The sequence below is a fragment of the Chitinivorax tropicus genome (assembly GCF_014202905.1).
Lineage (GTDB): Bacteria > Pseudomonadota > Gammaproteobacteria > Burkholderiales > SCOH01 > Chitinivorax > Chitinivorax tropicus.
Genome location: NZ_JACHHY010000006.1, coordinates 52,128 through 78,192, shown reverse-complemented (window position 1 = coordinate 78,192; position 26,065 = coordinate 52,128). Strand labels below are relative to the sequence as shown.

The window sequence follows — 26,065 nt, the reverse complement described above, 5'->3', positions numbered from 1 at the left end:
CACCAGCCTACCTGAGCAAATTGGACATTCAGATCAGACAGAAACAATGGCACACTAGGCTCTATCGCCCCAACAAACAGATGATCAGCAACGATGGATATGAGAGAGAACACAGCAGCCAGTGAGATCGAGCGTTTGTTTGGCCGACTATCCAAAGATGGACAGGACTTCCTGCGCGAACGATTCAAGCAGATCCGTAAAGCAGCCCGTCCAGATGAACGGGATATGCTGCACTTCAAAGTACTGTGTCGCGCCGAGATCATCCAACGTGCCTCACAATTCACCTTCAGCCGATGGTGCAGTGGCAAGGCCGAGCTGGAAACTGACGATGCACAGCGCTTGTTGCAGTACTTGGTGACAGAAGGCTTTTGGGATGAAGTCCGGGATCAGCTGGAAGTAGCACGCAGCCCGGATCAATATTTCTGGAGCCTTGTCCATGAGCTGGAGTCCGTCCGCACCACCCGCCAGAAATTACGGGATGCCTCACCCGGCATCTATCAAGTCTGGCGCCCGTCTGTGGTATGGCCGGGGCGTTATGTGCTGGGCCTGTTGCTGATCTATTTCAATCAAAAAACCGGGGCCATGCGCACTCTGGAAATCCACCGCATGGGTGGCAGCAAACACAGCGATACCAACCTGGTGACCACGCCAGAGGTAACCGAGGTCTTTCGTGGCTATCTGGTCAAAAAATCCAGCCAGTTGATCGTCCAGAGCTTCGAGCGAGAGACTCGGGCATTTCAGATCACTGTTTTCTCCAATCTGCTACAGCAGGATCGCCAGATCAAGGCCATGAGCGGGTTGTGTCTGGGCCTGGTTGGACAACGCGGATTGTTCTGTCGCTCGGTTGCATTGATCCGGCAGGCTGAATTGGATGCAGACTGGCAGCATGCGCTGGACACGCAGATCGATGAAGATGGCTGGCCGCTCGTGCCATTTTTCGACACGCTCAAGACCTCCCCACTATATCAAGCGCTCGATCTGGTGGATGAAGCACAGGTGCCAGACTTCGTTCGATTGAGGCTGGCCGAGAGTGCTGCATTCACGCAAAACTGAGCCGACAGCATAGATGACCCAGATGGCCTTGATCTGACCTGTGGTTTTCCACCGGCTGCAACACCATGCCAGCGCAGTTGCAACAATTGCAAAAAAACACTGCCTGGTCATCAATTGGCGCATGCTGCCAGCCCTGCCATTGCAGCCGGATCAATGCGAAGCTCTCCTCACGTTCTTTCAACAACACAAGGAGTGCTTCAACATGATGACCTGGAAACGATGGCGTGGTATTTGGACATTTATCTGGCGTGATTACATTACGGGCAGCGACACCAAACGCACCTGCAGACATCGACGCAGAGAAGATCAACTAAGAGAAAGCCATACAAGAAGATGGATCTGAATTCCCCCAATCTATCGTGCCGTAAAAAACGAAAAGCCCATGCAGTCTACACTGCCTGGGCTTTTCCATTTTCGACGTCAGTAACGGCTACATATACGATTGCGTAATACTGTAGAGCACGGCAGCCATCGCCACCAGCACCATCAGCACCAGCCCTCCGGTCACCATCCAGTTGCGAATCTTTCGCGAACGACGATTGCCGCGTCGATAATTGTTATAGCTACGTGGGCTCGCACTCATTGTTTGATTTCCTGCGCTCATGTCAATGCCACCCGTTGTCGAGAAGTTGGATCGGATCAACAAGCCATCCTGTAAAACAGATATTACGAGATATGTCTATGCATATCATTTCTGTCTATATAACATCATTCATCGCATTACACAATCACTTCTCCACTGATATCTATCAACTTTTCAATAGGCCAACTCAATTCAACACATTACTCTTTTGTTATTTTTTAAAACAAATACATTCGTCTTCCGGATGTATGGATTGTGGCATGCATAAAAAAAGCCGCCCAGTCGGGCGGCTTTTTGGCCAATATGACGTATGCAGCAATGCGACCTTAGTTTTCGACAAATACAGCCACTGTCCGGGCAGGGATGTTGAATACACCTGCGGCGGCGTCAAACTTGGCCGTTTTGACCAATGGGTCACGTCCGCCGGATTGCACGGGGTGCAAGGCCAACAGCTTGCCTTTCAGCGCATCGGCGCCCACTGCACGTGCAGTTTTGTCTGGGTTGACGACTGTGACGATCCGCTTGAAATTGGCCCCGGCATAGCCCACACCATCCAGGTGGGCGACAATCACACCCGGCACTTGGTCCGGCCCGACGTTAAAGAAGCTCAACCGGTTCTTGACATCATCACCTGTACGCAGACGGAACAAGGTACTGCTTTGCCGGATGGTCATGAAATCGCGGAACACATCGCGTGCGGTTTCAATCTCATCCTTACCCATCTGCAATAGGGGATTGGTCAGCAGCGGCTTGATCAATGACCAGTTCTCCTGATTCTTTTCTGCAACTGGCAAGCCAATCGCAAAGTGATTGTTGGTATATGTCCAATCCAGTTGGTTGAACCAATCACCCGAGTTATAGCTGTCTCGATCCAGGGCTTTTGAACGTAGGATGTCCTGGCCTGCATGGTAGAACGGGATGCCTTGTGACAAGGTGACAATTGCTGAGCCAAGGATCTGCGATCTCACCCGATCAGCCTTGCTGGTACCGACCGGCAGTTTGAATGCGTTGATGTCGAACAGAGTCTGGTTATCATGCGCCTCAACATAATTGATGGTTTCTTGTGGGTCGCCAGCGTAGCCTGCTTTCAGGTCGAAATATGACAGCTCGTTGCCACGCTTGGTTTTGCCATCCTTGTCCACCAGCACATAGTCTTTCAGGGTGCCGGCCAAGCCCAACTTCACCAGGTCAGCCTGATGCAACAGGGCATCCTTGCCTTCACTGCTATGGCCATTGCCATCCAGATAGATACCATTGGCGTAGCCCTGGCTCTTCAACAATGCCTCGCCTGAGTCGCAGCAGCCTCCGCCACGTACCGCATCACGCAGGCGATCATTGAAGGAGCCGATGCCCGTACCAGCCATGTTGTCCTGGCGTGCTTGCTTGAAGCGTTGGTCATTGGCCACTTCACCGAAATTCCAGGCTTCACCGTAGTAATACAGCTCACGCCCAGCTGCTGTGTCAGTCTCGCTTTTGAGCCGGTTGATCACATCCAATGGGTGGTGACCCATGATGTCGAAGCGGAATCCGTCGATCTGGTAAGCCTTGGCCCACTGCTTGGTCGAATCGATCATCAACTTGGCCATCATCACATGCTCGGCGGCAGTATTGGAGCAGCAGGTGGAATTGAAAATGCTGCCTTGGTTATCAAGCCGGTAGTAATAGCCAGGCACAATCTTGTCCAGCACCGATTTATCTCCCTGCCCGGCCTCAGCGGTGTGGTTGTAGACCACGTCCATCACGACCCGCAGACCTTGTTCATGTAGGGCTTTCACCATCTGTCGGAATTCCCGCACACGGGTCTTGGCATCATTGACATCCGTGGCATAGCTGCCCTCCGGCGCATTGTAATGATGCGGGTCGTAGCCCCAGTTGAAGCAGTCCTTGGCTTTGTTGGCCTGCACAGCGGCTTGTTGCTGGTCGGAATCTGCAGGCGCATCGGGGATGGTTGTCTCGGTACATCCCTGCTCGTCGATGGTGGCGATATCAAACACCGGCAACAGGTGGATGTGGGTCAGACCTGCTTGTTGCAGACCACGCAGGTGCTTCACGCCATTGCTGTTCGTGTTGGTGAAGGCCAGGTATTTGCCACGCAGATTGGCGGGCTGACTTGTATCAGTGGCAGAGAAATCCCGCACATGCAGCTCGTATAGCGAAATATCCTCTGGTGCCGCCAACGCAGGCACTGCGTGACCATCCCAGCCTGTGGGCTTCAATGCGGTAGCGTCGAGATTGCCTACGAAGCTCTTCTGCCCGTTGGCAGACACACTCACCGAGTAAGGATCGGTCACCGTGTTATGGGCAACCTGATTGTCTGCCCAGCGGCTGAACACTTCGACAGTGTAGGTGTAATAGGCTGCATTCGTCCAACTGGCATCTTTGGCTTGATGACGCCAGACGCCGGTGTTGCGGTCTTCAACCATGTCCACGGTCACCGGCGCACCATTTTCAGGGTAGACATTCAACTTGACCGACTTGGCGGTGGGCGCCCATAGCGCAAAAGTTGGGATCTGATTGGCATCGAAGCTCAGGCCCAAGGTCTGCGTGCGGGCTGTATTAGCATACAGGCTGTCCAACACCCCAGCCGTCTGCAATGAGGTGGCCTTGATGACTTTACCTGCTGCATTGGACTCCGCAATCACCACCTGCCCTTTCAGGCGGCCTTTCAAGGTGTCCGTCGCGGCATCCTGCCCAGATATCATCAGGGCGGTGGTGCCCGCCAGGTGCGGGAATTGCTGACGCAATGCATCTGGTAGGCCAGCGGCGACCATTTGCAATGTCACCTCACCATCTGCGCCGCTCACGCCATCGGGCGTGGCTTTGATGCCGCCCTGTGCTGCGTAGTAAAGCTTATAGGTGTTACCAGCAGACGCACCGGGCCAGGCAATGGTGGTCTGGTTCAGCCACATGGCCCCGGCATTGGCAAAGCTGCCTACGCTGAAGGCGGGCTGCTTATCGTAGACTTTGCAGTCACCCTCAAGCAACCAGACCTCCTGGCCTTTGGTTGCGATATCGCTGGCAAACGGCGCGTGCTGATCGCTACCGCAACTTTTGTTGCCATTGCCATCGATCACCAGAAACTCCAGCTTGGATTTACTCACATCCAAGGGGATATCGACATAGGCACCGAATGCATCCTGGCCGGTGAATTTGATCCGATCCTGCGGCCAGCTCGTTTTGGGCTCCTTGGGCCCGCTCCACGAGTACACGCCCCAATCAGCGGTATTACCGTCATTACGATGGAAATGCACACGCATCGTGGCCGCAGCAATCGGTGTCGCCGTACCCTGCGTCGGTGGTGGCGTGCTGCCGCCCCCGTCCGAAGAACCACTCCCGCCACATCCAGCCAGCCCGACAGCCAATGCGACAGCTGCAACCAATGGGCGTACCTGCATCAGCAGATGATGTGTAGAAACCATGTCCAATCCCTCGCTTTCTGGTTGTAAAGCATGCCCAGCCATCGGCCATCGAATACAACCCTCAACGGATCTGGCAATCGCACACCTATGTTAGGTTTTGTTGTCACCCTCACCGTCATGACAAATTCATGAAGGCAGCACCGGATTGTACTTTTGCTCTAATTTGCGAATTTGATAATTTGTGCGATTGAAGAAGATCAAATATAAGATATTGATTTTATTTACCAATAAGATTTAGCCTCTGCATGACTGAGTTGAGCCGGGTGCAAGCGGATGTGAAAAGAGCCGGTAACTTTGTTACCGGCTCTCCATGACGAATGGCAGCGTATGGTGCCAAGTCAATCGGTTCGATCAACCATGCGACGGGCCGCGTGACGGATGAAATGGATGTGCCGGTTGAAATGGCGGCAGCCTTGGCAAAGAGCCAAGTGCAATTTCAAACTCACCTGTTCAGCCACGGTCAGCTTGCGATCCATGCCTTGCGACATCAGACGGGTGGCTTCTTTGCAGGCCATCATGAGGCGTCCCTCCCAGCGATACCGAACCAATTCTTCTCCAGGCACAAGCGCAGGCTCATACGTGCCCGATAAAGAATCACCGAACAATTTGTCGAAGTGATCTCCAAACGCTTACAGATCTCGTCGATTTCCAGGCCCATCACCTCACGCAGCGAAAATACCAGTGCGACACGCTTGGGCATCTGCTGTGAACAGGCTTCATACACAGCCCAGAATTGACGATCCTCGATCGACTGCGCCGTCTGGTCCCAGCTATGGGGCATCGATTCCTTGTCCCAATGATGGCTGTCGCTGAAAAGCGGGTCGAAATCGCCCGTATCCACCACGTCTGAGAAATCATCCGGCAGGCCCGGTTCACGGCTTTTCTTACGGATCAGATCAATGATCTTATGCTTGAGAATGCCGGTCAGCCAGGTCTTGATCGACGACTGCCCGGAGAAATTCGCCTGCAACGCGGCCAACAGTGTTTCTTGCACCACATCTTCAGCCTGGGTTTCGTCACGTAATTGCAGCATGGCGTAGCGCACCAGATACGATCGGTGCACTGCCAGTTGGGCCAAGTCTAGAGCCATAATTTCGAAGGGTCGCGTGCGACATGTTTTTTCAACACGCGCTCGAAATGGGCCGGATCTTTGGGTTTATTGAGTTCGGATGGCCGTGGTTTGTGGAAGTCATAGAGTCGAGACACCCAGAACCGTAGCGCCGCCGCACGCAACATCACGCCCCAATTATCGGCCTCTTCATCACGGAAAGGCCGGATTGCGTGATAGGAGGCCAGTAGCGCCCTGGCTTTGTCTGAGTCGATATCGCCATCATCAGTGACACACCAGTCATTGACGGTGATAGCTACGTCATAAAGCAACAGATCGTTGCACGCGAAGTAGAAATCGATCACGCCGCCGATGCGATCTCCGTCAAACAATACATTGTCCCGGAACAGATCTGCATGGATGGCGCCAGTAGGCAACTTGTCAAAACGATGGCGCGACTGGAAACGCACCTCGTCTCGCAACACATGCACGGCATCGGCAGACATATAGGGGTAGACCTCGGGCGCAGTGGCTGTCCACCAGGCTGGGCCGCGCGGATTGGACATCCGACCATCGTAAGTCTGGCCCGCCATGTGCATCTCGGCCAACACCTCACCGATCTGGGCACAATGCAAAGCCTCGGGTGCCATCACGGCTTCGCCCTTCAGGCAGGTCACGATACATGAAGGCCGCCCATTCAGCTCGGCCAGATACGTATCACGGACATCCGCGATCGGCGCGGGGCAGGCCACGCCGTGCTTGGCCAGATGCGCCATCAGATTGATATAGAACGGCAGCTCATGAAGCTTGAGCTTTTCGAACAAAGTCAGCACATAGCGACCGTGTGTCGTGGTCAGAAAATAGTTGGTGTTTTCAATGCCGGCCAGGATACCTTGAAGCTCGACCAAGCTTCCGATGGAATAATTCTTGAGCCGCTCGGCCATCTGGGCCGCACTGACAGGTGTGAATACAGACATGACATTAACCCAGTTGTTTGCTTGGATTATAGCCCAGATGCCCCGCAGGCACGCCTGCTCCCTTTCCATCAAGGAACCTGCACGCCTCAGACAAGTGGCTATTTTCAATCGGTTTCAATTCAAACCTATCGATTTCCCCAATTCAATAGCCAAGCAACCTTGCCTAGGGCGTTTGATCGGCCCATCCCGTTCACCACCGGGGCCAGTCAGCTACCAAGCCCCCCTGACAGGCAGGTCGACCCAGCCCGAATCGATCGCGCTGACCACTGATTCGAGCCGGCCCGGCCAGCAAGCACCCCGGGCAAGGTGCTTACATTCCCCGCCTGATCTCCAGCAGACACTCTGCCAGGTATTCATACTGCGCCAGACTGTTGTAGAGCTGAGCAGATACCCTCATATGCTGGGTTGGCGCCTTGGGGAATAGCATACAAGGCACTTCGATCTGATAAGTGTCATACAGTTTGTTTTTCAGGTCTGAATAATAATGGAAGCACTTGGTGGGCACTTTATCGTCCCAGAGCGGGATGGTGACAATCGAACCCAACATCGATTCTGGCACAGGCAGAGACACACCCAATTTATCTGCGATCAGCTTGGCGCCTTGAATAGCCAGCGCTCTATTACGCGCCATGATTTCCGGCCATCCCCCCGGTACTAATGTCGCCATGTATTCAATCGTGTCTTTGATGCACAGATAGGCACTATAGTCCCGGGTACCTTCCCAGATGAATTGGTTTGACCAGTGCCGTGCATTGTCCACATCCCAATCATTGAAAAAGCTGTAGAGCACAGGGTGGAATTCCGCCTGATGTCTAGGGTTGACATAGACGAATGCCGAGCCTTTCGGGCAGCACATCCACTTATGGCAATTGGCCACCAGATAGTCTGCATCCAACGCATCCACATTCAGATCCACCATGCCTGGAGCGTGGGCTGCATCCACCAGCACCTTGACCCCTCTGGCATGCAATCGTTCGATGATCTTCTTGATCGGGAAGATGATCGCGCTGCCGGACGAAATATAATCAATCAATGCCAGCGTCGTATCCGGCGTAATGCCGCTCTCGATTGCATCCAGAATGTCGTCCTCTGACTGCAAGGGGAATGGCACCGTGACTTTGACGATTTCATTGCCTTTGGCCCCGCCAATTCTCTGCAGGGCATGCTGACATGCACCGTAGGCGTGATTGGTGGTCAGCCAGGTTTTATTGGTGTCCTTGGTATTGTGCAGCACATGATTCACACCCACCGTGGCATTGGGCACCAGATAAATATCATGTGGTTTGGCGCCGATGAATTCAGCCAAGGCCTCTTTATTGGCGTGATAGAGCGGAAACCATTTTCTGATCGAGAAATCCACCGGCTCATACTCAAGCAAGTCCATATAGTGCTTTTGCTTCTCGATCACGAATCGTGGTGTACCACCAAAAGAGCCATGATTCAAATGAATGAAGTCCGGGTTCAACCCCCATGATTGGAATAAGTCTGATGGTTTGGGAAAAGAAGGCATATTGTTACCTATCATGATTCAAAGTGTGGTTAAGGCCAGCTATCAATCCAGAGAAATCCACCTACCTGCTGCTCAGCCCAGCATTAGAGCATGCAGTCAGGATTCACGCCACCTGCCGTATATAGCTGATTCGAATGGCCTTGACGCCCGCCTTGACAGCTTGCTCCGCGCCGACACTTTCCATCCCCTAGGCTTGGGCAATGAGCCTGCGTGCAGGCCCTGCCGCCTACCAACCCGCTGTGCATCAGGCCACGCCCCTGCAGCCCTGATATGAAAAACAACGTTTCCAGAAAAATTCTTATCGCCTGATCCGCTACCAGGCCACTGTGATCGCATGCATTTTCAGTAATGGTTCAGATTGCTTGCGTCATCATGACGTCAACTTGTCAGCAGCGTATGTGGGGAATTCACGATTTCGGAAAAGTGTATTCCTAAGCACGCAATGCAAGTTTTTGCAAGTACTGCTAGATTAAAAATAGTTAATTTTTTCTATCCCTCGCTCGCGCTTCTTGCTACGATGCCTACAGCTCGGCAGCACAGCATGTCGTGCGGCCAATGTTGTCACTGGTTGTGGCAGGCGCAGCCCAGAGGCTGACTTTGCCCAGAAGTAAAGGAAGGATTCGACATGCCAATCACCATGGAACTGGACGGACACTACCTGATCTGGAATGGCAAACGCTACCGGCTGAAACAAAGCACTTTGGGCGCTTCGCTACCACCCGGTACCTACCAGTTGCTGCTGAACGGACAGCTGACAGAGCGCGACATGGCGGCTCGCCAGTGTATGCTGTCTGCGGCGCACCGCGTGCAGCGCAACCGCGAAGGCGGGCTGGATCTCCCTAATATCTCCGGTCGGATTCGCACGGTGGCAGCTGATCTGCCCACCCGAGAAGCCACCCGCAACCGCCCAGCCTTCTATCTATTGGATGGCAGTGATCGTTTTGCCGGGTCAGTGGGCTTGATTGTCGAAGGTGGGTTCTTCCCGGCTTTAAGGCGCGTGTTGCATACTGATTCACCGGTCGACATCACGCTGTTCGTCAGACATCACGGCAAGCGTAGCGCACCGCTCCCCATGGCGGCAGTAGCTTAAGCGACACGTCACCAATACCTGCTTCTGGATCCCCTCGCATTTTCGGTGATCATCAGCGTGGGGATGTGCACGAAAACAGCTCAGGGCGTTTTTGGCGGCCATATTCGAGCCGCAACTCTTCGGCAGGCTCACGAATCAGTATCAAGCCTGAGCTGCTCTGACAGTTTCGTATTGGTATGGAGTATCTGGTATAAGCCCCGATCTCTTCTAACCCTTGGATTCAGCCTGCTTACTTCCGAAGATATATCCAAACAATGCCGTTACGAGGGGCAGCAACATATTCAAGAGAATGATTTGTAAAAGCTGGAGGTAAAACTGCCTTGCTTCCTGATGCTGCTTTGAAAGTGCTTCTATTGCCAGCTTGGTCGTTTCTATCAGCTTTTCACATCTAGGATCACATGTTGTGAGTAGCGGTCCATTTTCAAGACGGGTGATCGTGTTCCACAGCTGCTGTTTTTGAGATGGGAAAATCCATAACTCTTGCACCCCAATCATGAAAATCAGAAGCAAACCGGCACCAATCACCATCGACAAAACAAACGTCGATAGCCTATAACCAATCTTCGTGATTGGCGGCGCCTCTTCGGTTACGCCAAACCCTTTCTGGATAAGATTGGTTTTCGAGATATCTTTTACTTCAACCTTTACATTGCCTGTGTCATTAACCCCCAGCCCTTGAAGTATTCGGTTTATCTGTGCCCCTTCCTCCTGCTTATTTTCGGATGTCATTTTTCCTCCCTATCCAAGAAAAAGCCGGTATTGCAGTCACCTACAACACCGGCCATGGTTCCGAATGGCTTGGAACTTATGCTGCTTCTAACTTCATCAATGCAGGCATGGCCAGTTTATGGATCGCCTTGTCTTGACCCGTCATATCCACTGATACGATAGCCCGCCCGCTCTTCACCTCGTTCGCAGCCCAATAAAGTAGCGTCAACGCTTCCTCAGAGATCTTCGCAGCGCCATCATTAGTATCCAAAGTCTTCTGCATCTTCTCGATGAGTGCATCATCAATCAGTACTCGTGCCATAGTGAGCCTCCTGTTACTACTTCACCAATTTCAGTCATAGGTTCGGCAATCTTTTCGTAACCAAGTTCACTGCCACCCATCATCCATGATTAGACTAAATTTCAGCCAATTTCCGTCCATTTAATGGACATCAAGGGAAATGATAATACCTCAGTTGGTCATTACTTTCATTACTTTTGCTATTGGTTTGTGGGAGGCTTTTGGCATGGTTTGATGATCTGGCCGACACGGTGCCGGCAAGGTCTGAAGGCGGGATCACGATCTCGAATCAACGGGGGTGGGATCTTGCATGGCCAACCGCACCTCTTCGTCAGTCAGATAGCACCATTGCCCTATCGGCAAATCTCCTAGGCTCAGGTAGCCGATCTGTGCCCGATGCAGTTGTGTGACGCGGTTGCCGACTGCAGCGACCATCCGTTTGACCTGATGATACTTCCCTTGCTCAATGGTCAACGCCAGTGTGCTGTCTGCAGCCCTGGCGGCATCTCGTGCGGCCAGCGGAGTGGTTTCACCATGTAGCAGAACGCCCTTCTGCAATTGCGCCACCATGTCATCAGTCAATGGGTGTTTCAACATCGCCAGATAGCGCTTTGGCACATGACGACGTGGGTGGGTCAAGGCATGCAGCCAAGGGCCGTCATCGGTCAGCAATAGCAAGCCCGTCGTGTCTTCATCCAATCGACCGACGCATTGCACGCCTCGCTCGATCAGCTGGGCTGGCAGCAGGCTCAATACCGATGGATGGTGCTGCGGATTACGCGAGCACTCGAATCCTGCTGGTTTATGCAGCATCAGGTAGACCTGAGGCCGATAAGCCCATGTCACGCCATCCACTGCAAACTGCAACCCTGCCAGATCGAACACGGTCTGCGGGTCATCGCACGCCACGCCATTCACACTGACGCCAGCCGATTCAATCAGCTGCCGACATGCCTTCCGGCTGCCAAACCCTTGTGATTGCAAAATGCGCTCCAACGTGAGGCTCTGTTTTGCCACTTTACCGCCCGATCCAGTTTCCAATTGGTGGCGATGGTACTGAACCCGGCGCGGCTTGAATAGACCAGGCTGTGTCTAGGTGCGTCATGGTCAGCACCGGACTGGGTAAAAATGAGCGGCGTCGGCATCACGGTGTCTGCTTGGGGGTGGTGCAGCGGTCAACGAGATAGACAATGCTGTGGTATGGCAGCCCTGCATGGTGCGACAGGCCGATCTCACAGGTGCGGCTGGTGGAGACGCCCTCGTGACAATTGGCCGGTAAGGCCGATTTCAGAAAGCGCAGGGCATGGGCATTCAGCTCAGGCGTGGTCAGGCCCTTGTCGCCCGCGAATCCGCAACAGCTGACATCAGGCGGCACCACCACTGAACGGGCACAGCGCCGGGCCAGCTCGATCAACGCCTGGCCCTGGTCCAAGTGGGTTGTGCTGCAGGTCACATGCACCGCCACCGACTCGGCTTGGGGGTGGAAGTCCAGCCTGTCCAACAGAAAGGTATGAATGAAGGCGACCGGGTCATACACGCTCAGCCGTGAGTCGAGCTTACGGATCAACCGTAACGCACAGGGGCTGGTATCGAGATAGATCGGGTCCTGCCCTTGCCGCGAGGCCGCCAACAGTGCCATCTCAACCTGTCTCAGCTGGGTATCGGCCTCTTCATCACGCCCTTGTGATGCCAGCGGCTGCCCACAGCACAGCCCATCCAAGTCCGTGGGCATGATCACTTCAAACCCTGCTTTACGCAGCAGCGCAATTGTCTTGTCAGCCAGCGGCTGTTGCTCACTGTCCCCTCGGGCGGGGCCCATGACCCGGTTCATGCAGCTGGTGAAATACACGACGCGGGGCCGTGTACTGGTGTGATCTGCCCTAGGTGGCACAAAGTGGATTGGCTGTGGCAAGGCGGGCGTCCAGAGTGGCAGGCGCTTGCCAAACCAATGACGCAACCGATACGCCCAGCGCTGCATCTGGCGGGTACCAAGCAGCTGATGCACGCTGTCTGCCAGCCACAGCTTCAGGCGGACGCCGTCCATGCTGCCTGCGTGCCGATAGCGATCTTGCTCGCCACGCAGGCTACGCACCAATTCACCGGTATTGATTCCGACAGGGCACTGCAAGGCGCACAGACCGGTAGCTGCGCAGGTGTCCAACCCCAGCCAGGTGTAGTCCTTCTCCAATGAGGCCAGCCTAGGGCTGTTTGGTGCGTCACGCCGCAGGCGCTGGATCTCGCGCCAGATGACAATGCGCTGGCGGGGACTGAGTGTCAGCTGATGTGCGGGGCACACCGGCTCGCAAAAGCCGCATTCGATACATTTATCGACAACCGGGTGGGCCGCAGGCAAGGCTTTCAAGTGCTTGAGGTGGATCTCGGCATCATCAGACAACACCACATCCGGGTTCAAGATCCCTGTCGGGTCGAACGCCCGTTTGAGGGCGCGCATCAATGCAACCCCCTCGCTCCCCCACTCCAGCTCGACAAATGGTGCCATATTGCGCCCGGTACCATGTTCAGCTTTGAGCGATCCACCCAATTCAACCGCCACCAGGCGTGCAATGTCGGCCATGAACGCCTGGTATCGGGCCACCTGCCCAGGGTCATCAAAGCGCTGGGTAAAGACAAAGTGCAAGTTGCCTTCCAGCGCATGCCCAAAGATGATGGCCTCGTGATATCCATGTTGCTGGAACAACGCTTGCAGCCGCTGCACCCCCTCAGCCAGCCTGGCAATCGGGAAAGCGACATCTTCAATGATCACGGTGCTGCCAGTGTCCCGCACCGCACCGATCGCCGGGAACATGCCTTTGCGAATCGCCCAAAGCTGCTCGCAGACGATGGGATCACGGGTGAACGCAACTGCCGCCTCTTGCTGAAATTGCGCCAGTATCGCCTCAATGGCCGCCATCTGCGTTGCGAGCTGGGCTGCATCTTGGGCACGGGTTTCGATCAGTAAGGCGCTCGCAGTTGGGCTTAGGCCCCGGACAAACTCAGGTAGACCCGGCTTTGTCTCCACGGAACGCAGACCAGCACGATCCATCAGCTCGATCGCAGCCACAGGGCTGGCTTTCAGTGCAGCAACGGCTTCGCAGCAGGTGTGGATGTCAGGAAACGCAACCAGACATGATGCCTTGTCCTGAAGGTCTTCCACGGTGTGATAGGTGATGCTGGCGATGAAGCCAAGCGTGCCCTCCGAGCCAATCATCAGGTGCGCGAGTATATCGATGGGATCGGTGAAATCGACCAAGGCATTCAGGCTATAGCCCGTGGTATTTTTCAGGCGATATTTATGCTGGATCTTTTCAGCCAGCGTACTGTTGTTTTTCGCCAGCTGCCCGAGATCAGCCAGGGTATTGAGCAAGGGCTGGTGGGTCTGGCGAAACCGCGCGATGCTTGCTGCATCGCCGGTATCCAACACCGTACCGTCTGTGAAAATGACGCGGATGGCCGCCAGGGTATGGTATGAGTTGTGCACGATGCCACAACACATCCCGCTGGCATTGTTGGCGGCAATGCCCCCGATCTTGCAAGTGTTGATCGAGGCCGGATCAGGGCCGATCTTGCGTCGATAGGGTGCCAGAGCGCGATTGGCGTGTGCACCGACCACCCCTGGCTGAAGCCGGACCCGTCCGCCATGGTGCTCGATCTCAATGCCCCGCCAGCCATCACCCAGTATCACCAGCACCGAATCACTGATGGCCTGCCCGGACAAACTGGTGCCCGCCGCGCGAAAGGTCACCGCAACCGCCGCCGCACGTGCCGCCTGCAGCAGTTGGATCACCTCCTGCTCGGTTTCGACCTTGGCCACGATTTGCGGAGTCAGTCGGTAGCAGCTGGCATCGGTGCCGTAAGCATAGGTGCGCAGTGGGTCGGTGATCAGCCGATCAGCGGGCAGGAATCGCCGCAGTATCTGTAACAACGCTTGGTGAGCGGGGCTCATGGGCAGGGCTCGTCAATGGCCAGCACAATCAACCGTTTCGGGCCGTGCGCCCCATAAGCCAGGGTTTGCTGGATATCTGCTGTTTTGGATGGCCCGGACACCAACAGCGCATTGGTGGGAAGCCGACTGGCCCACTCGGCCTGCTGCATGGCCTCAAACAGCGTATTCCACACGGATCGGGTCTGCCACAGCACGATATGGAGCGGTGGCACCAACGACAGTGTGCGTGGGGCCTGGGGAGTGGGCCAGATGATCAGCGAGCCGGTCGCGGCAATCGCCCCCTCGCATTCGGTCAGGGCCGCGTCGATCTGGAACAGATCAGCCTTCCAGCAGTCGATGGCCTGATCGAACAGCCTGAGCGAAGGCACATCATGTCGATCCGCCCAATAGGCGCGCAGAGCCAAGGTACAGTCAGTTTGTGGTGCCAATAAGGTGGCTGGCATGCCAGTCTGCTGTAAAACGCGGGTCAGGTCAGCAGGCCAAGTGTCATGTGTGCTGTCGATCACCTCTGCATGGGCAGCACACAGCAATTGCTTGACCCGCGTGACTGCATCAGCATGGGTAAACGCATAGGGTGCGATGGCCGCCTGATAATCACTGTCGCCCAGCGGGCCTGGCGCATTCGCCAAGCCTTGGCGTAACGCCTGCAAAATATTGGCCTTGGCGCTCACGATGTTCTCCCGGTACGTTGCCGCATCAACTCATGCAGAGTCTTGGGCGCGGGCCTGGGCAGGGTGCGCACTTGTGTCCAGGGCTTGAGCTGCTTGGGCAGGTGATGTCGTGCACGGCTTAACAACCACGTCAGCAAGCGATAGGCTATGGGCGAGGTATTCAGCCAGCGCCACCAACGCCACAACTGACGTTCACGCAGGTTGGCATTGGCACCCTGGCCACGCATGGCATGCGGCTGCTCGTTGGCTGGGCGGGCGGCTTCGGTACGTAATCGGGTGAGCAAGGCTGGAATCGGGATCTTGACCGGGCACACATCGCCGCACGCCCCACACAGTGACGATGCCCCCGGCAAAGCCGGTGTCGCTTGTAAACCCAGCAGATGCGGCGAGATGATCTGACCGATCGGGCCAGGGTAGACCGTGCCATACGCATGGCCACCTATGCGGGCGTAGACAGGGCAATGATTCATGCAGGCCCCGCAGCGGATGCACTGCAAAGTGGCCCGCAGCTGCGTGTCGGCAAAGGCTTGGCTGCGGCCATTGTCCAGCAACACCAGATGGACTTCCTGCGGGCCATCCAGCTCACCCGGTCGCCTTGGGCCGTTGATCAGATTCAGGTAGGTACTGACGATCTGCCCAGTGGCCGAGCGGGTCAGCAGGCTATAGAGCGGCGCGACATCGATCAGCTTTTCGACCACTTTCTCGATACCCATCACGGCAATATGTACCTTGGGCACAGTGGTGCACATCCGGCCATTGCCTTCGTTCTCGACCAGACACAGGGTGCCTGTCTCCGCCACGGCAAAATTCACACCAGAGATGCCCACTTCCGCGTCCAGAAACTTCTGCCGTAATACCTGTCGCCCTATCTGGATCAGTGCATCGACATCTTCGGTGTAGGGCACGCCCGGCAGGTGCTCAGCAAACAGCGCGGCAATCTGGGCCTTGCTTTTGTGGATGGCGGGCATGATGATGTGCGATGGCGTCTCCCCTGCCAGTTGCACAATGTATTCCCCCATGTCTGATTCCAGACACGCCACGCCACGCTCAGCCAGATAATGGTTCAGCGCCATCTCTTCACTGACCATCGATTTGCCTTTGACCACCTGCGTCGCCTGATGTTGGGCCAGAATGCCATGCACCACTTGATTGGCTTGCTCGGTGGATTCCGCCCAATGCACATGGATACCGTTCTGCTGGCAGCGGTGTTCCAGTTGTTCCAGCAGATCCGGCAGCTTTGATAAAGCACGCTGACGAATATGCTCGCCCAGCTGACTGAGCGCCTGCCACTCTGCCGGGTCATCGAATACACCTGCGCGTTTGGCGGTCAGAAAATCCATCGCACCACGGAAACTCTGCCGCAGCGAGCGATCGCACAGGGCTGCCTGGGCACGCTCTTTGAATGGGCTTTGCGTGACAACGACAGGCTGCGCGGCCTCCAGCCCAGTCGCAGTGGGTTGCGCTGCAGTCCTCATACCCCGCCCTCACAGCGCCGCCGCACAAAGCTGATGATGTGTTCGCCCTGCAATGCCTCACCCCGATGAGCCAAAGCCCCATTGATGTTCAGCAAGCAGCCACAATCGGCGCTGACAAGCTGCTGGGCGCCACAATCCAGCAGGGCTTGCACCTTGTCAGCCACCATGGCCGCCGAGATGGCCGGGTGCTTGATGGAAAACGTACCACCAAAACCACAGCATTCCGCTTCCCTTTCATGATTCATCAATTGCACATGACGCAGCCGATCAAGCAGTGCCAGCCCACACTGCAAAGTCTCCATTTCACGGCGGGCCGAGCAGGCCGTATGCAATGCAACCTTGATGGCGGGGCCAAGATCGTTAAGCTGGATATCCAGATCGTTCACCAGATAGTCGGTCAGCTCGACAACACGACGGCTGACATCCTGGGCTGCAGCCCATTGCGTGGTGCCACGCTCAAACAACTTCGGGTAATGATGTTTCATCATGCCCGCACACGAGCCGGACAGCACAATGATCGGCCAATCGTTTGGAAACAGCCTGATCTGTGACCAGGCAACCCGGCGGGCTTCATCGGGGTAGCCGCTGGTATAGGCAGGTTGTCCGCAGCAAGATTGGGCATCCGGAAAATGTACCCGCACCCCGGCCTGTTCGATCAAGGCCAGGGCATCCATCCCGGCCTGCGGGAAGAACACATCCACCAAGCAGGTGCCGAATAGATAAACCTGCTTTGCACACACATCCTGCATTCCAACTCCTTCATGAAGCTGATCAATCCCGGCCTATTGGTCATACCAATTTATACGACTGACAGTTCATTCGACACAATGCGCTGCACGCTGTCAAGACACAGGCACACGCGAAACGACTTCCACCCAACTGATTGATACGCATGATTCCGCCAAGCGAGCCTGAACAATGTGTTATCGTCAATGTGGTGCCCATTTCCACCTGCGAAGGCCAAGCTGGCCAGATAGCATCGAGTGATACCCCTTGCAGGGTGGCAAACCTGTTGTCGGGCACAATCGCATCGAGTTCAGTTAATTGGTATGACCAATTTTCAGGTGACGCATGTTTCAAGAAATCAAACCACGCCGTGTCGCGGACGAAATCGTCGAACGTCTGCAAAGAATGATTTTGGAAGGTGTCCTGAAAGAAAATCAGCGACTGCCCGCCGAGCGCCACTTGGCCGAGCAATTTGGCGTGTCGCGCCCCTCAGTCCGTGAGGCCATCCAGAAGCTCGTGGCCAAAGGGCTGATCCGCAGCCGCCAAGGCGGGGGAAATTACGTCAGCACCGGCCTGGGCGCAACCTGGTACGACCCTCTGCTGGCGTTGATGCAGCAGGATGCCACCGTGCATTTCGATCTATTGGAGTTCCGCCACACCATCGAGACAGCCATGGCCTACTATGCCGCCGAACGCGCCACTGAAGCAGATCGTGCGAATATCAGCCATGCCTACGAACAACTCCAGACTACCTACCGCTCAGCGGATCATGCCCAGGAGGCCGAAGCAGACGCCGGATTTCACTTGGCGATCGCAGAGGCCAGCCAGAACGTGGTCTTTCTGCATACCATCCGAGGGCTGTTTGGCTTGCTGAGACACAATGTGGTGACCAATCTGGGTGGGCTGTATACCCGCCACACCACGCGCGACACCATCATGGCCCAGCACGCCGCCATCTTCCAAGCCATCATGGATCGCGACCCAGTGGCTGCCCGTCAAGCCAGCGGCACCCACGTCCGCTATGCAGAGGAAGCACTGATGGAACTCGACGTGGAAAAACGCCGCCAAGCACGCGCTGAGATGCGGCTGAAGCTGATGGGGGATTGAAGCCAGTCTGTCGGCCTGACCACCACCGATCCAAGCCAAGCTCCGCCGACATGATTTCATGGCCTGCTACACAGCACCTGTGGCATCCAGACCGGCCCAGTTGACTGGGCCAAGATCATGAAACCATGTCAATGCAACCCAGACCACCCTGGCCCCCGTCATCAATAATGGGGCGGGGGATCATTGGCGGGTGGACGGCCTTCGCCAACCTGGTCTTTCATGGTACGAAGCTCCTGATAGAGCAGTTGAAACTGCCGTTGCAAGCTATCGAGCTGCTGCTGTTGCAGGACAACGGTTTCGTTCAAGGTATCGAGCAGGTCTTCCTGAAAGCTGAGTTTGATCTCCAGCTCGTTCATTCTGTCTTCCATGGGCTAGCTTTCATCAGCAAGTGATCGGGACTGATCACGATACGCGCCTGGGGTCAGCCCTGTCCACCGTCGGAACGCCCGATTGAATACGCTTTGCTCAGCAAAGCCCAGCCGATCCGCCAGCGCCGCCAATGGCTCGGTACGCTGCTTGACCCATTCCAGGGCCAAATCACGCCGGGCCATGTCCAATACCGCCGAAAAGCTGGCCTGTTCTTGCGCCAAGCGGTGTTGCAGCTGCTTGCCGGTCAAGCCCATGGCGGCAGCGACGGCTTCCCGATCCAAGACACCTTGCGCCAAGCAGGCCATCAGCGCATATCGGGTACGACTCGCCCAAGGCTCATGTTGATCCAGGTTGGACAAGTGCTGCTCGGCAAAGCGTTGATGAAGCTGGAACAGCATGGGGTCGGCGGCTGGCAACGCTTGTTCCAATTGAGCTGTCGAGAGGGCAATACCATCAAACGATGCTTCAAAGCCAGGATCACAACCCAATACACGGCGGTATTCACTCGATGAGCCCAGGGCTGTATGACGGAACCGGACCTGTAGCGGAACCAGCGGTCGATTCAAAATCCAGCGACCAGCGGTGAGAACTGTGGCCAACGCGGCTTCCACCTGATGCGGCGAAAAGGCCAGCACACCAGGCTGGGGGTGATACACCAACCAGCTGATTTCATCTCCCTCCAACAATTGCAGGCGTGCCGCGTCGCTGATCAAGCGCTGGTAGCGCTGCATGTGGCGGATGGCAGCCCGGAGATTGGCGGCAGACAATAGCGTGAAGGCGACCACATTGAAGCTGGCAGGTTTGATGTGTTCGCCCATGTGCAAGCCGAACAGCGCATCACCACTCAGCTCGGCTGCCAGCCGCCACAGCCTGACCACCTGATCGATCGGCAACCGACCATGGGCGGGAGATGTCACCGGCACCCCGGCAAGATCTGCCAAATGCCGCTGCGGCACGCCCTGCATAGCGGCAGCATCCAAAATGCCATGTACCCAGCTAAAGGCGACGGTAGGGGTGATCAGTGTAGGCATATCTGCGCCAAATACGCTGTTTCCGTGAAGTCAATTCCACAGGTTATCAGATCAAGCACGCATCAAGCACGCGCTTGATAATCACGGGGCAATCTGTTTAGGAGAATGACCATGAGCCTGCAAGACTGGCTGGCCCGCTATGGCGAAAGTCATCAGCACCCTATCAATATACTCATCCATAAAATCTGCGTGCCAACGATCGTCTTCACCGTGTTTGGTCTGTTCTGGATGTTGCCAGTGCCTGATGCCATCCGATCATCAATCTCGATGGGCGGAGTGGGCTATGGCAACCTGGCGACCGTCGTTTTCCTGCTCGGGCTTGGGTTCTATCTGCGATTGTCCAGGCCTATGGCCGTCGGCATGGCATTGATGTGTATCGCCAATCTGGCACTGTTGGGCTGGCTCCAGCTGGCAGGGGTCGATATCCTGCAACTGTCCATCGTGATCTTTGTGCTGGCCTGGATCGGCCAGTTCATCGGCCATGCGATCGAAGGGAAAAAACCATCGTTTTTGCAGGATCTGCAGTTCCTGCTCATTGCGCCCGCCTGGACACTGGCGCCACTCTATCGCGCCCTGCATATCCGCTTCTGATGCATGTGGTGGTGTCCGCCACATAACAAAAAACGCCGTTGACCGGCGTTTTTTGCTTCAACTGCGGCTTCATCAACTGAGCTTTTTCTTCATCAGCTCATTGACCTGTGCCGGGTTGGCTTTGCCCTTACTGGCCTTCATCACTTGCCCGACCAGCGCGTTGAATGCCTTCTCTTTACCTGATTTGAACTCGGCAACCATATTCGCATTGGCAGCCAGGACTTCATCAATGATGGCTTCGATGGCCCCGGTGTCAGTCACCTGTTTCAAGCCCTTGGCATCGATGATGGCATCAGCCTCACCCTCGCCCGCCCACATGGCGCCAAACACATCCTTCGCAATCTTGTTGGAGATGGTGCCGTCGCTGATACGCTTGATCAAGCCAGCCAACATCGCTGGTGTCAGCGGGCAATCAGCCAATTCCTTCTCTTCACGATTGAGGTTGGCAGAGACTTCACCCATCAGCCAGTTGGCAGCCAACTTGGCATCAGCGCCTGCAGCCACGGTCGCCTCAAAGAAGGCAGCCATGGCTTTGGTGGCGGTCAACGTGGTCGCATCGTAGGCAGGCAGGCCGTATTGCGACATGAAACGTTGCTTCATGGCGGCAGGCAACTCGGGCATGCCGGCCTTGGTGCGCTCGATCCAGGCATCATCGATATACAAGGGCAGCAGATCGGGATCAGGGAAATAACGATAATCGTGCGCGTCCTCTTTGGTACGCATCATGCGTGTCTTACCCGTGGCTGGGTCAAACAGCACGGTGGCCTGCACGATCTTCCTGCCATCTTCGATTTCGTTGATCTGCCAGTCCACTTCGTATTCGATGGCCTGTTGCAAAAACTTGAAACTGTTCAGGTTTTTGATCTCACGGCGGGTGCCGAATTCCTGTTGGCCTTCAGGGCGAACCGACACGTTGGCATCCACTCGGAAGCTACCTTCCTGCATATTGCCATCGCAAATACCCAACCAGGTCACCAGGCTGTGCAGCTGTTTGGCATAGGCCACGGCTTCAGCGGCGGACCGCATTTCCGGTTCGGAGACAATCTCCAGCAACGGCGTACCGGCACGGTTCAGGTCAATGCCGGACATACCATGGAAGTCTTCGTGCAGGCTCTTCCCTGCATCCTCTTCCAGATGCGCACGGGTCAGGTTGATGGTTTTTTCCTGATCGCCAACCTGAATGGTCAACGAGCCCCCTTCAACCACCGGCAGCTCAAACTGGCTGATCTGGTAGCCTTTTGGCAAGTCAGGGTAGAAGTAATTCTTACGGGCGAAGATCGATTTTTGATTGATCTTGGCGCCAATCGCCAGCCCGAACTGGATGGCACGCTCCACCGCGCCACGATTCAAAACGGGTAGCACGCCTGGCAGTGCGATATCCACCGCACTGGCTTGGCGGTTAGGCTCGGCACCAAAAGCGGTCGAACTACCGGAAAAGATTTTGGATTGGGTCGAGAGCTGGGTATGGACTTCCAGACCGATAACGACTTCCCACTTCATGATTGTGTTCTCAATGTCGGTTCAATGGGTTCATGCACTGCGTTTGAAGGCTGCCAGCAAAGCTCCAGCGCCAATGAACAGGGCGCCAAAGGTGCGGTTCAACCATTTCACATGGTGCGCTTCACGCAATGCGCTCAATACTTTCGATGCCAGCAAGGTGTAGCCGCTCATCACGACCAGATCCGTAAAAGTCAGGCTGGCAGCGCAAATCAGATATTGCGGTAACTGTGGGGCATGGGGGTTGATGAACTGGGGCAGCACCGCCAGCATGAAGATGATGCCCTTCGGGTTGCTGGCATTGACCAGAAACCCTTCCAATATCAACTGCCGAGGCGAAGCGCCATGATCTGACTCGAACACCATCGGGGTGGCTTCAGCCCGCCATTGCTGAATGCCTAGCCAGATCAGGTACACCACGCCAAACCACTTGATAACATTGAAGGCAAGTGTGCTGGCTGCCAGCAAGGCGCCCAACCCGATTGCCACAATCGCAATCAGGAACAACACGCCCAGTTGCAAGCCCAAAATGTTATACAACCCCTTGCGGTAGCCATAACGCATACCGGTGCTCATCGCCTTGATCGCCCCCGCGCCAGGCGACAGGCTGATCAACCAGCAGGCGACAAAGAAAGCAAGCCAGGTCTGTAGCGTCATGGCGGCTCCCGATTACAGCGCTGGTGCTTGCAGATGCCAGTCGGTCGCCTGCTGGTACTGATGAGCGATGTTCAGCATCTTGGCTTCAGCAAAATAATTGCCGATGATCTGCAGACCCACCGGGCGGTGCTTCGCACCGAAACCCACAGGAATGCTCATGCCAGGCAGGCCCGCCAGATTGATCGCCAGCGTGTAGATATCCGCCAGATACATGGCTACCGGGTCGTCAGCTTTCTCACCCAGATTCCACGCCACGGTGGGGGCGACTGGCCCCATGATCACATCACATTGCTTCAGGGCATCCTGAAAATCGTTGGCAATCAGGCGACGCAGCTGTTGCGCCTTGATGTAATACGCATCGTAATAACCATGCGACAGCACGTAAGTACCAGTCAGGATGCGGCGCTTGACCTCTGTGCCAAAGCCTTCGGCACGCGACTTCTTATACATGTCGTTCAGGTCGGTATACTCAGCCGCACGGCGCCCATAACGCACGCCATCGAAACGCGACAGGTTGCTGGATGCCTCGGCAGGGGCAATCACATAATACGCAGCAATCGCCAAACGGCTGCGTGGCAGGCTGACCTCCACCACTTCGGCACCCAACTTCTTGAATTCACCGATCGCTGTGTCGATTGCAGCAGCCACATCATTTGACAGCCCATCGCCAAAATACTCTTTCGGCAAGCCTATCCTCAAACCAGTCAACGGCTGCGCCAGGTCACGGGTGTAGTCCTCCTTAGGACGATCCAGGCTAGTCGCATCGCGTGCATCAAAGCCTGCCATGACATTCAACAACAAAGCGCAGTCTTCGGCTGTCTTGGCGATCGGCCCGCCTTGATCCAAGCTGGATGCAAAGGCAATCATGCCGTAACGCGACACATTGCCATACGTAGGTTTGATGCCAGTCACACCGCAAAAACCCGCCGGCTGGCGAATCGAGCCGCCGGTATCGGTTGCGGTGACCGCAGGGGCAAGACGCGCCGCCACCGCCGCAGCTGAGCCACCCGAGCTGCCACCCGGCACAGCCTGCAGATCCCACGGATTTTTCACCGGGCCGTAATAGCTGTTCTCATTGGAGGAGCCCATGGCGAACTCGTCCATGTTCAATTTGCCCAGAATCACGCTGCCTGCAGCATTGAATTGCTCGATCACGTGGGCATTGTAGGGTGAGACAAAGTTGGACAGGATCTTGGAGCCCGCCGAGGTCAGCCAGCCTTCCGTACAGAAAATGTCCTTGTGTGCAATGGGCACCCCAGTCAACGGGCCTGCCTGACCTGCGGCAATACGTGCATCGGCAGCGGCGGCCATGGCCAGTGATTTGTCAGGATCAACCGTAATGAAGGCATTCAATGTCGGGTTCAGGCTGGAAATGCGATCCAAGTACAGCCTGGTCAGTTCGACACTGGAGAGCTGTTTGGCCTGCAAGGCCGTCGAGAGTTGTTTGAGACTGGATTCAATCATGCTGTGTTCTTTATCAATAGCGCGCAGCCTGGCAATCACATGGCACAAGCAGCGCGGCTGACAAATACGTTGTCTTGGTGTGGGTGATAGGCACTCAGAGCCATGCACCGCCTTGCCAGGGAGACAGAAAAGCCTGGCAGAAAGTCAACACTACGGTTATTCGATGACCTTGGGCACCAGATACAAGCCCGCCTCGGTTTGTGGCGCGACCGCCTGGAATGCATCCCGACGATCTGTCTCCGTCACGACATCCTCCCGCAGACGCAGGTAAACGTCTTGCGCGTGACTCATTGGCGCCACGCCTGTGGTGTCCACGGCGCGCATTTCCTCAATCAAGCCAAAAATGCCGTTGAGCTTGGCCAGGACTTGTTCTGCCTCGGCATCGCTTACATCAAGTCGCGACAAATTGGCGATGCGCTTCACATCGTCGAGCGAAAGCGACATAAATTCCTCTCAATACAGCTTTAATTGTTCACCGGTGCTAAGGTATCATACACCGCTTGCAGGCCCCAAGTGCCTAGGCTCTGTTGGTGTGGCTGTAAGGCCTGCCGATAGCGCCCGATACTCAAGTGCCGCCACCCCGCGAGCCGCTCGCTCGCTTCAACACCTATAATGGTGCATTCATGGGGTGGTTGGCCTCAAGTTACAGAAAACAGGAATTCTCTCGGCCGTTGAACCGAATGTCGCCTGATGGCGTCATAGCAACGCCCGCAGGCTTTGATTGCGACCAGTTAATCTCGGAATTTTGTCATGTTGCGTTCTTTTAGCGGTTACTTCTCGAATGATTTGGCGATTGACCTCGGTACGGCCAACACTCTGATCTATGTGCTGGGCAAAGGCATAGTGCTGGATGAGCCATCCGTGGTGTCGATCCTGCAGGAAGGCGGCCCCAATGCCAAGAAACATATCCTGGCAGTCGGTCTGGAGGCAAAAAAGATGCTGGGGCGTACCCCTGGCTCGATCTCCGCAATCCGCCCAATGAAAGATGGTGTGATTGCCGATTTCACCATCACCGAGCAGATGCTCAAGCAGTTCATCCGTAAAGTCAGTCCTTCCAAGTTGTTTTCTCCCAGCCCTCGTATCGTGATCTGCGTGCCTTGCGGCTCGACCCAGGTGGAGCGCCGTGCCATCAAGGAGTCGGCGTTGGGTGCAGGTGCCCGTAAAGTTGCATTGATCGAGGAGCCAATGGCCGCCGCGATGGGGGCCGGTCTGCCGGTTGAAGAGCCCACGGGTTCTATGGTGGTCGATATCGGTGGCGGCACCACCGAGGTCGGCGTGATCTCGCTGGGCGGTATCGTTTACGCCAGCTCGGTGCGGGTGGGTGGCGATAAGTTCGATGAATCCATCATCAACTATATCCGCCGCAATTACGGCATGCTGATCGGTGAAACCACTGCCGAAGAGATCAAGAAGCGCATTGGCTCAGCCTTCCCAGGTGCGGAAGTGCGGGAAATGGAAGTGAAAGGTCGTAACCTGGCCGAAGGGATTCCCCGTTCCTTCACCATCTCATCCAATGAGATCCTGGAAGCCTTGACTGAACCGCTCAATCAGATCGTTTCCGCAGTCAAACAGGCCCTGGAACAAACGCCTCCGGAGTTGGGTGCAGACATTGCCGAGAAAGGCATGGTCCTGACCGGTGGTGGGGCGCTGTTACGTGATCTGGACCGCCTGTTGATGGAAGAAACCGGCCTGCCGGTCATCGTCGCAGACGATCCACTGACATGTGTGGTGCGTGGGTCAGGTAAGGCGCTGGAGAAAATGGATACAGTCGGCAGTATTTTCACCAACGACTGACCGTTCCACGTCTTATCATCATATCAGCCCGCCCAGCTCTGCCTGCGCGGG

General features: G+C 55.7%; 24 protein-coding genes. 5 read left to right on the top strand and 19 right to left on the bottom strand.

What is annotated here, in order from left to right; all coding sequences use genetic code 11:
• Positions 1–99 precede the first annotated feature (99 nt).
• Complete coding sequence (locus HNQ59_RS06190) at positions 100–1,053, top strand: hypothetical protein (protein WP_184036594.1); 954 nt, start codon at positions 100–102, stop codon at positions 1,051–1,053.
• Positions 1,054–1,483: 430 nt separating this feature from the next.
• Here HNQ59_RS06190 and HNQ59_RS06185 read toward each other — a convergent pair whose 3' ends face one another.
• From HNQ59_RS06185 to HNQ59_RS06160, 6 genes are all read right to left on the bottom strand, one after another.
• Positions 1,484–1,636, bottom strand: coding sequence for a hypothetical protein (locus HNQ59_RS06185; protein WP_184036591.1), 153 nt, complete (start codon positions 1,634–1,636; stop codon positions 1,484–1,486).
• A 326-nt stretch (positions 1,637–1,962) separates the two neighbouring features.
• Positions 1,963–5,055, bottom strand: coding sequence for a pullulanase-type alpha-1,6-glucosidase (pulA, locus tag HNQ59_RS06180; RefSeq protein ID WP_184036588.1), 3,093 nt, complete (start codon positions 5,053–5,055; stop codon positions 1,963–1,965).
• A 338-nt stretch (positions 5,056–5,393) separates the two neighbouring features.
• Positions 5,394–5,573: a zf-HC2 domain-containing protein gene (locus HNQ59_RS06175; RefSeq protein ID WP_184036585.1), complete on the bottom strand. Its 180-nt coding sequence runs from the start codon at positions 5,571–5,573 to the stop codon at positions 5,394–5,396.
• On the bottom strand, positions 5,570–6,145 hold the full coding sequence (locus tag HNQ59_RS06170; RefSeq protein WP_184036582.1) for a sigma-70 family RNA polymerase sigma factor: 576 nt from the start codon (positions 6,143–6,145) through the stop codon (positions 5,570–5,572). The genes HNQ59_RS06175 and HNQ59_RS06170 overlap by 4 nt, the downstream gene beginning before the upstream one ends.
• On the bottom strand, positions 6,136–7,080 hold the full coding sequence (locus HNQ59_RS06165; RefSeq protein ID WP_184036579.1) for a homoserine kinase: 945 nt from the start codon (positions 7,078–7,080) through the stop codon (positions 6,136–6,138). Before HNQ59_RS06165 ends, HNQ59_RS06170 begins: the two co-directional genes overlap by 10 nt.
• 310 nt (positions 7,081–7,390) lie before the next feature.
• Positions 7,391–8,590: an aminotransferase class V-fold PLP-dependent enzyme gene (locus tag HNQ59_RS06160; protein WP_221320193.1), complete on the bottom strand. Its 1,200-nt coding sequence runs from the start codon at positions 8,588–8,590 to the stop codon at positions 7,391–7,393.
• A gap of 625 nt (positions 8,591–9,215) precedes the next feature.
• Here HNQ59_RS06160 and HNQ59_RS06155 point away from each other — a divergent pair.
• A complete protein-coding gene (locus HNQ59_RS06155; RefSeq protein ID WP_184036573.1) occupies positions 9,216–9,680 on the top strand; it encodes a hypothetical protein in 465 nt (154 codons plus the stop codon).
• Positions 9,681–9,887: 207 nt separating this feature from the next.
• On the opposite strand, the gene HNQ59_RS06150 is transcribed toward HNQ59_RS06155, so the two are convergent.
• The 7 genes from HNQ59_RS06150 to HNQ59_RS06120 form a co-directional block, all read right to left on the bottom strand.
• The gene (locus HNQ59_RS06150; protein WP_184036570.1) at positions 9,888–10,409 is read right to left on the bottom strand and encodes a hypothetical protein; all 522 of its coding nucleotides are present in this window, start codon (positions 10,407–10,409) and stop codon (positions 9,888–9,890) included.
• A gap of 76 nt (positions 10,410–10,485) precedes the next feature.
• Positions 10,486–10,710: a hypothetical protein gene (locus HNQ59_RS06145; protein ID WP_184036566.1), complete on the bottom strand. Its 225-nt coding sequence runs from the start codon at positions 10,708–10,710 to the stop codon at positions 10,486–10,488.
• Between the two features lie 255 nt (positions 10,711–10,965).
• Positions 10,966–11,706 (bottom strand): pseudouridine synthase, encoded by a 741-nt coding sequence (locus HNQ59_RS06140; protein WP_184036563.1) that lies wholly within the window; start codon positions 11,704–11,706, stop codon positions 10,966–10,968.
• Positions 11,707–11,833: 127 nt separating this feature from the next.
• Positions 11,834–14,632, bottom strand: coding sequence for an FAD-binding and (Fe-S)-binding domain-containing protein (locus HNQ59_RS06135; protein ID WP_184036560.1), 2,799 nt, complete (start codon positions 14,630–14,632; stop codon positions 11,834–11,836).
• Complete coding sequence (locus HNQ59_RS06130; protein ID WP_184036557.1) at positions 14,629–15,303, bottom strand: LUD domain-containing protein; 675 nt, start codon at positions 15,301–15,303, stop codon at positions 14,629–14,631. The genes HNQ59_RS06135 and HNQ59_RS06130 overlap by 4 nt, the downstream gene beginning before the upstream one ends.
• Positions 15,300–16,778 carry a LutB/LldF family L-lactate oxidation iron-sulfur protein gene (locus HNQ59_RS06125; protein WP_184036554.1) on the bottom strand — a complete coding sequence of 493 codons (1,479 nt, stop codon included), beginning with the start codon at positions 16,776–16,778 and terminating at the stop codon, positions 15,300–15,302. Before HNQ59_RS06125 ends, HNQ59_RS06130 begins: the two co-directional genes overlap by 4 nt.
• Positions 16,775–17,527, bottom strand: coding sequence for a (Fe-S)-binding protein (locus HNQ59_RS06120; RefSeq protein ID WP_184036551.1), 753 nt, complete (start codon positions 17,525–17,527; stop codon positions 16,775–16,777). The genes HNQ59_RS06125 and HNQ59_RS06120 overlap by 4 nt, the downstream gene beginning before the upstream one ends.
• Positions 17,528–17,849: 322 nt before the next feature.
• Here HNQ59_RS06120 and HNQ59_RS06115 point away from each other — a divergent pair, with 322 nt between their 5' ends.
• Positions 17,850–18,611, top strand: coding sequence for an FCD domain-containing protein (locus HNQ59_RS06115; RefSeq protein ID WP_184036548.1), 762 nt, complete (start codon positions 17,850–17,852; stop codon positions 18,609–18,611).
• Between the two features lie 161 nt (positions 18,612–18,772).
• Here the strand turns inward: HNQ59_RS06115 and HNQ59_RS06110 are convergent, their stop codons facing one another.
• The gene (locus tag HNQ59_RS06110) at positions 18,773–18,979 is read right to left on the bottom strand and encodes a SlyX family protein (protein WP_184036545.1); all 207 of its coding nucleotides are present in this window, start codon (positions 18,977–18,979) and stop codon (positions 18,773–18,775) included.
• Between the two features lie 3 nt (positions 18,980–18,982).
• A complete protein-coding gene (locus HNQ59_RS06105) occupies positions 18,983–20,011 on the bottom strand; it encodes an AraC family transcriptional regulator (RefSeq protein WP_184036543.1) in 1,029 nt (342 codons plus the stop codon).
• Between the two features lie 105 nt (positions 20,012–20,116).
• Between HNQ59_RS06105 and HNQ59_RS06100 the strand changes: the two genes are divergently transcribed.
• On the top strand, positions 20,117–20,602 hold the full coding sequence (locus HNQ59_RS06100; protein ID WP_425491357.1) for an Mpo1 family 2-hydroxy fatty acid dioxygenase: 486 nt from the start codon (positions 20,117–20,119) through the stop codon (positions 20,600–20,602).
• Positions 20,603–20,674: 72 nt separating this feature from the next.
• Here the strand turns inward: HNQ59_RS06100 and gatB are convergent, their stop codons facing one another.
• The 4 genes from gatB to gatC form a co-directional block, all read right to left on the bottom strand.
• Positions 20,675–22,105, bottom strand: a complete 1,431-nt coding sequence (gatB, locus tag HNQ59_RS06095; protein ID WP_425491362.1) for an Asp-tRNA(Asn)/Glu-tRNA(Gln) amidotransferase subunit GatB — start codon at positions 22,103–22,105, stop codon at positions 20,675–20,677.
• Positions 22,106–22,132: 27 nt separating this feature from the next.
• Positions 22,133–22,756 carry a homoserine/homoserine lactone efflux protein gene (gene rhtB / locus HNQ59_RS06090; RefSeq protein WP_184036539.1) on the bottom strand — a complete coding sequence of 208 codons (624 nt, stop codon included), beginning with the start codon at positions 22,754–22,756 and terminating at the stop codon, positions 22,133–22,135.
• A 12-nt stretch (positions 22,757–22,768) separates the two neighbouring features.
• Positions 22,769–24,220, bottom strand: coding sequence for an Asp-tRNA(Asn)/Glu-tRNA(Gln) amidotransferase subunit GatA (gatA, locus tag HNQ59_RS06085; protein ID WP_184036537.1), 1,452 nt, complete (start codon positions 24,218–24,220; stop codon positions 22,769–22,771).
• Positions 24,221–24,376: 156 nt separating this feature from the next.
• The gene (gene gatC / locus HNQ59_RS06080; RefSeq protein WP_184036536.1) at positions 24,377–24,664 is read right to left on the bottom strand and encodes an Asp-tRNA(Asn)/Glu-tRNA(Gln) amidotransferase subunit GatC; all 288 of its coding nucleotides are present in this window, start codon (positions 24,662–24,664) and stop codon (positions 24,377–24,379) included.
• Positions 24,665–24,970: 306 nt separating this feature from the next.
• Here gatC and HNQ59_RS06075 point away from each other — a divergent pair, with 306 nt between their 5' ends.
• Positions 24,971–26,014 carry a rod shape-determining protein gene (locus tag HNQ59_RS06075; RefSeq protein ID WP_137936180.1) on the top strand — a complete coding sequence of 348 codons (1,044 nt, stop codon included), beginning with the start codon at positions 24,971–24,973 and terminating at the stop codon, positions 26,012–26,014.
• Positions 26,015–26,065: the final 51 nt, after the last annotated feature.